Source organism: Arcticibacter sp. (assembly GCF_045629565.1).
GTDB lineage: Bacteria > Bacteroidota > Bacteroidia > Sphingobacteriales > Sphingobacteriaceae > Arcticibacter.
In genome coordinates, this window is sequence record NZ_JAZQRL010000119.1 from 1 (window position 1) to 4,799 (window position 4,799).

Here is a 4,799-nt window from a genome sequence, read left to right on the forward strand (position 1 = left end):
CTACTCAACAGAAATATGCGAATTATTGGCGATTTTAGGCAAATTATAAAAACAAAAAACCCTACAATTCGCAGGGTTTTGGTTGCTTTTGATAAATTTAATCAGCGGAGAGAGAGGGAGTGAAACAAACCGAATTAAACAATTGACAATCAAATATTTAAACGAAATAAATCACACTAACTCACCAACTACTCACTCATCTAAATCTGGGATAAACTGCAAACTTTTTAACAGTAAAAATAACAAATTTCTGATTAAAAGCCGATATTCAAAGCTATGTTTTTAATCAATGAGAAGAACACTGTGTCGCTGGGCTCAATTTGATATAGCAAAAAACATTCAAGCTGCTTAGCAAATCGAACATACTAGATACTACTTCTTTCTGGTGGACCGTTTATTAACCAGAATCCTTTATTTTTGAGTTGGCGATACATTGACAGATTCGTGGATGAATTTGCTAACGTTTAGCCAGAATACTATCGATATCAGATTTGATTCCCAGGTAGTTCGTTTGAATCCTATCTTCAGATATCTGCCTGATCACCGGAATCATCCTATACGCGTCTATTTCTTTTTTTAAAGATGTATGATCATTTAAAATCTCAGCATGGAATGCTTTCAGTTCTATCTTTTTACCCGGATCATCAGCAACCATTCCTACAAATTCTCCAGAGCTTAAAGCCGCGATTTTAGAAGCCGGCACTGCCGCTTCAAGCTGTTTGGAACGGCTGATAGAAGTATCACCACTGTTGATAGAAAGGCTCTCCCGGTCTTGCATGATTCGTCCTATCCTATCGGATAATTGTTTGGCCGTATCTCCTGTCACCTGTCCGGAAATCACATTTCCCACGATTCCCATAATGACATCTGCCTGCTCCTTTCCGTAATCTTTTCTCAACTGGCTGAGGTCTTGTATACCTAAGGTGGTTGCCACTTTATTACTCCTCGCTGTAGCAATCAGGCTGTCTACGCCATTCAAATAAATCGTTGGAAATTCATCAAATATCAAACTACTTTTCAACTTGTCCTTCTGATTGACAAGCTTGATTAATCTGTTCACATAAAGTGACAAGACTGCGCCGTAAATCTGAATCTTCTGCGGATTATTCCCCATACAGACCAACTTGGGTTTCACCGGATCATTGATATCCAGGGTAAAGTCATTTCCCGATAGCACATAATATAACTGTGGGCTGGACAACCTGGCCATCGCTACTTTTGCAGATGCAATCTGTCCCTCCAGCTGCTCCATTGCATCATTCTTATAAGCGTTGATAAATGGGTTAATGAGCACTTCTATTTCTTTTTCTGTCAGCAAAAGGCTGAATAACTCCTTATAATCCACCTGCATCAGTTCGATCACGTGTGGTAATGTGCAGTACTTTCCATCCTGATATTTTTTAAGAACCAAATGATGGCAGTTACAAAGTTGATGGCCGATTCCACGAAGAAATCCCCCTGTTTTTTGATCCACTCCCGGTTGAGTCCGATAAGGATGGTTCTTGCAGATTCTGCTGCATCTGTAATATCAGTCATCCCTTTTGCGTCCAGCGGATTGCACCGATGGGTACGGGTCAGGTCATCGAAATTGATCACATAAAATTCGGGTTCAATTGCATACCGGTGTTTATTTTTCAGCCAGTGATTATATACAATTACAGAAAGATCAGCAAACTTGAAGTCATAGACAAACATGGAAAAACCTTTCTGAATGTGCTGGGTAATCACATGCCTGATGACGAAGTAACTCTTCCCGGAACCAGGTGTACCCAATACGAGCAGTCCCCTAAAACCATTGATGATATTGATCCAGCTCTTGCGAATCTTTCCTTTCAGCTTATATTGGGCAGGAAGATTCACAGAATATTCGTTCTCCAGCAACCGCTCTTCCTGCGGAAAAGTCTCCTGGCCACTATTGAAAATATCTCCTTCCAGTTTCTCCCGTATGATACGCGTAAGTAAAGTCCCGCCACTGATCACCAGCAGAAATCCAAGGGAGGTGACCGCCATATAAAGCATCAGATAGATAGCTATAAAAGGCCTTCCCACAAGAAAGAAATAAGATACGAAATAAAAAACAAGACCCAAGAAAAGATAGCTAAGCGCCGTTTTATCGCTAAGCTTTTCGTCCTTCTTTCCTTTTGCTCCCATCAGGGATATCAATAAGAATCCTAACGCTATCCATTTGGATTTGTGAAAAGAACTAAAGAGACCAGTCGATGATATATGATTCAGAAGGCGATTCGTAAAACCGCTCGTCCAGTTCCAATAATCAAATATTGCATAGCAGTAATGATAAAAGTGCAATAATAGAATAGTGATTGCGATAAACCTGGTCATGTCCAGGATCTTCCGCATTGCCTGTTCGTTCTCTCCGGTTTGTATAGCCATAATGATAGAATATTAGGTGTTGATTTTTCTTCTTTTTTTTCTCTTTCTGCCCGACATCTTTAACTGGAAAGGAAGCGGCTCATAAGTTTCTTCTGCCTGGGTAAGCAGGTGTACCAACGATGCGTCTGGTGATGGAACATTACTCGAGTCCCGAAAGGAAGCAGTGTCAAACCTGGAATGATTAGCTTCAATACCCCTGTTTACCTGTGCGTGATTTATTATTTCACATACAGCCTTTGCACTGTATGCTTTTCCTAAAGCACTACCTTTGAAGACACATTTACTTCGATGATCAATATAGGTTAACCCGAAAATCACACCATCCGCATTGGCCCTTGTTACTAGTTGAACATTGGATTTCCTCAACAGAAATACAAGCTGCTGCATAGATTTTGGATGATTCTTAAGCACCAGGTCTATCGCTTCTTTTAGCTGCTGCTTTCCATTATTCCTGCGTACTCTATTCTTTTCGAACTGCAGCTGCAGGTATTTTAGCCCTGGATTAAAATGGATCCTGCTTGCTTTAACGGGGACTCCTACTCGTGTTCCACCTTTGTCGGTAAGCTGGTAATACAGCCCACTGTGCTGGTAAACCCTGGAGTTCTCCTTACCCCGATCGGCCATCACATGGTAGTTATTCAAAACCGCGTTAAGCTCGGGGATAGAAGTGTAAGCGTAGCGGTTTAAGACGTATTCCAGTACATTAGTGATCGCTCTCTTTGTTGGTGTCTTTCCATATTCTGCTACGTCGTTGAGGATGGGTTTCACTTTATAAATGTCCTTTTTCTGATCTTCTGCCTTCACGAGGCCATAATTCTTTTCCAGCAACTGGCGGGCAGGTTCACTTTTATTCCTGCCGATGTTTTGGGTATCGATACGACTTCCATCAGGCCTGATTTTCGTAGTCACGATGTGGATGTGTGGATGCGCAGCATCATCATGGCGATAGACCAAAAAAGGCTGCTCAGCAAAGCCAATGGCTGCCATGTAATCTCTTGAAAGCTCAGCCAGTTGATCCATTGTAAGCTGCTCACCCGGCGCAAAGTTCAGGGAGATATGGATACTGTTGCGCTTCACATTTTCATTCAGCCTGGCTTGGTTCAGCAACCTATTGAGCTTCTGATTGGCTCCTAAATCCTCCACTTCCATGGGATAATTTTCCGCAAGGATACATTGCGCTACACCCTGGCTCACCTTCTGTTCATTGTAATTAAAAATGCGGTGCAGGGAGCTTCCTGATTTAATTATCGCAACCATTCCTCTCCCAGTTTTAGCATTACCAAACGAATCTCTTCGATCTTGGAAAATAACAATTTCCGAAGCTCTTCATGACGACACAGCCACTCATCAAACTGGGTCAGATGGTCCAGCGTATGGAGTTTGTGAACCGCCTGGTTAAAGTTATTCGCTATTCCGTTCAAGTCTTTTTTCAGGCTGATGAGCTCATTCATTAGCTCGTCCAGCGAGCTGTTTCTATAGGTAGCAACTATAGGTTTTCCTAACAAAATCTTCCTGGCATAGTCGCTCATCTTTCGCTGTGTAGTTTTAGAAAACGCCAGCCTGATGCTGGATAATTCATCCTCTGTCAACCTCAAATGCAGCCACTTTTCACGATTTATTTTGTCATTAGGCATCTGTTTTCTCCTTGTTTATTTACGCATCTACGCCCACGACTTCGGAGTGAGGGCGCTTCTATAAAAAATCGATTGTGATACAATCGGACATCTTGCCGATTGTAGGAACAGGGCAATCTCGCTTCTTCGGACTCTACTCATCTTAAGCGGCGGCTTATTTTACAGTGAGGTCGTTCCTTTAAGTGGACGGCCCACTCGTTCACATCTTTAAAGTTGCTATACCCTTTGCTCCGATCTTCATACAATGGTGAAATACTTAAGGCCTTTTGGGTAGTCTCCATCCCTGCCTTATCCCGATCCAGATAAAGGGAGATCTTTTTGTAATCCTCCATGATATATCTGGCTCTCTCAAAGAACCCGATTCCATTGAGCACCAGAAAGTCGATAGCTTGATGTTCTCTATCCTTTACACTTAAGAATGCGAGGAAGTCCATAAACCCTTCAAAGACAGAGATAGTCTCGCCTCCATTTTTAAAGACGCTAATATCTTTTGGGGCGCTGCTGTATTTGTAAAAGGGATTACGAATTTCGTAGCCACCGGACAGATTAGAGAAGCCTATTCCGAAATAGTCCCGCTGCTCGAACCTATATTTCAGCTGGACACAATACTGTTGCACAAGTTTCGTGGCGATGGCCCTTTGGTTTAAATAGTTGAGTAAGGCAGGACTGGTTAGCGGCAATACTGAAGTTATCTTTAACTTAGCACCTTCTACCTTTACTGAAAGCTGGTTCGGCTGCTGAAGAGGCATTGGAAAGTAACCGTTACTACTAAGA

At 42.2% G+C, this 4,799-nt stretch carries 3 protein-coding genes and 1 pseudogene; all 4 read right to left on the reverse strand.

Going from position 1 to position 4,799, the window contains the following annotated elements:
* Positions 1–457: 457 nt before the first annotated feature.
* A pseudogene (mobC, locus tag ACKI5J_RS16365) lies at positions 458–2,385 on the reverse strand (conjugal transfer protein MobC).
* Positions 2,386–2,403: 18 nt separating this feature from the next.
* The gene (locus ACKI5J_RS16370; protein ID WP_407430562.1) at positions 2,404–3,648 is read right to left on the reverse strand and encodes a relaxase/mobilization nuclease domain-containing protein; all 1,245 of its coding nucleotides are present in this window, start codon (positions 3,646–3,648) and stop codon (positions 2,404–2,406) included.
* Positions 3,636–4,025, reverse strand: coding sequence for a plasmid mobilization protein (locus ACKI5J_RS16375; RefSeq protein ID WP_407430563.1), 390 nt, complete (start codon positions 4,023–4,025; stop codon positions 3,636–3,638). The genes ACKI5J_RS16370 and ACKI5J_RS16375 overlap by 13 nt, the downstream gene beginning before the upstream one ends.
* Positions 4,026–4,162: 137 nt before the next feature.
* A partial coding sequence (locus ACKI5J_RS16380) for a toprim domain-containing protein (protein ID WP_407430564.1) occupies positions 4,163–4,799 on the reverse strand: 637 nt, incomplete at its 5' end.

What these genes read in the sequence shown, in the direction of transcription:
- ACKI5J_RS16370 (WP_407430562.1), bottom strand. Translation starts at nt 3,648, where the DNA reads ATGGTTGCGATAATTAAATCAGGAAGCTCCCTGCACCGCATTTTTAAT.
- ACKI5J_RS16375 (WP_407430563.1), bottom strand. Translation starts at nt 4,025, where the DNA reads ATGCCTAATGACAAAATAAATCGTGAAAAGTGGCTGCATTTGAGGTTG.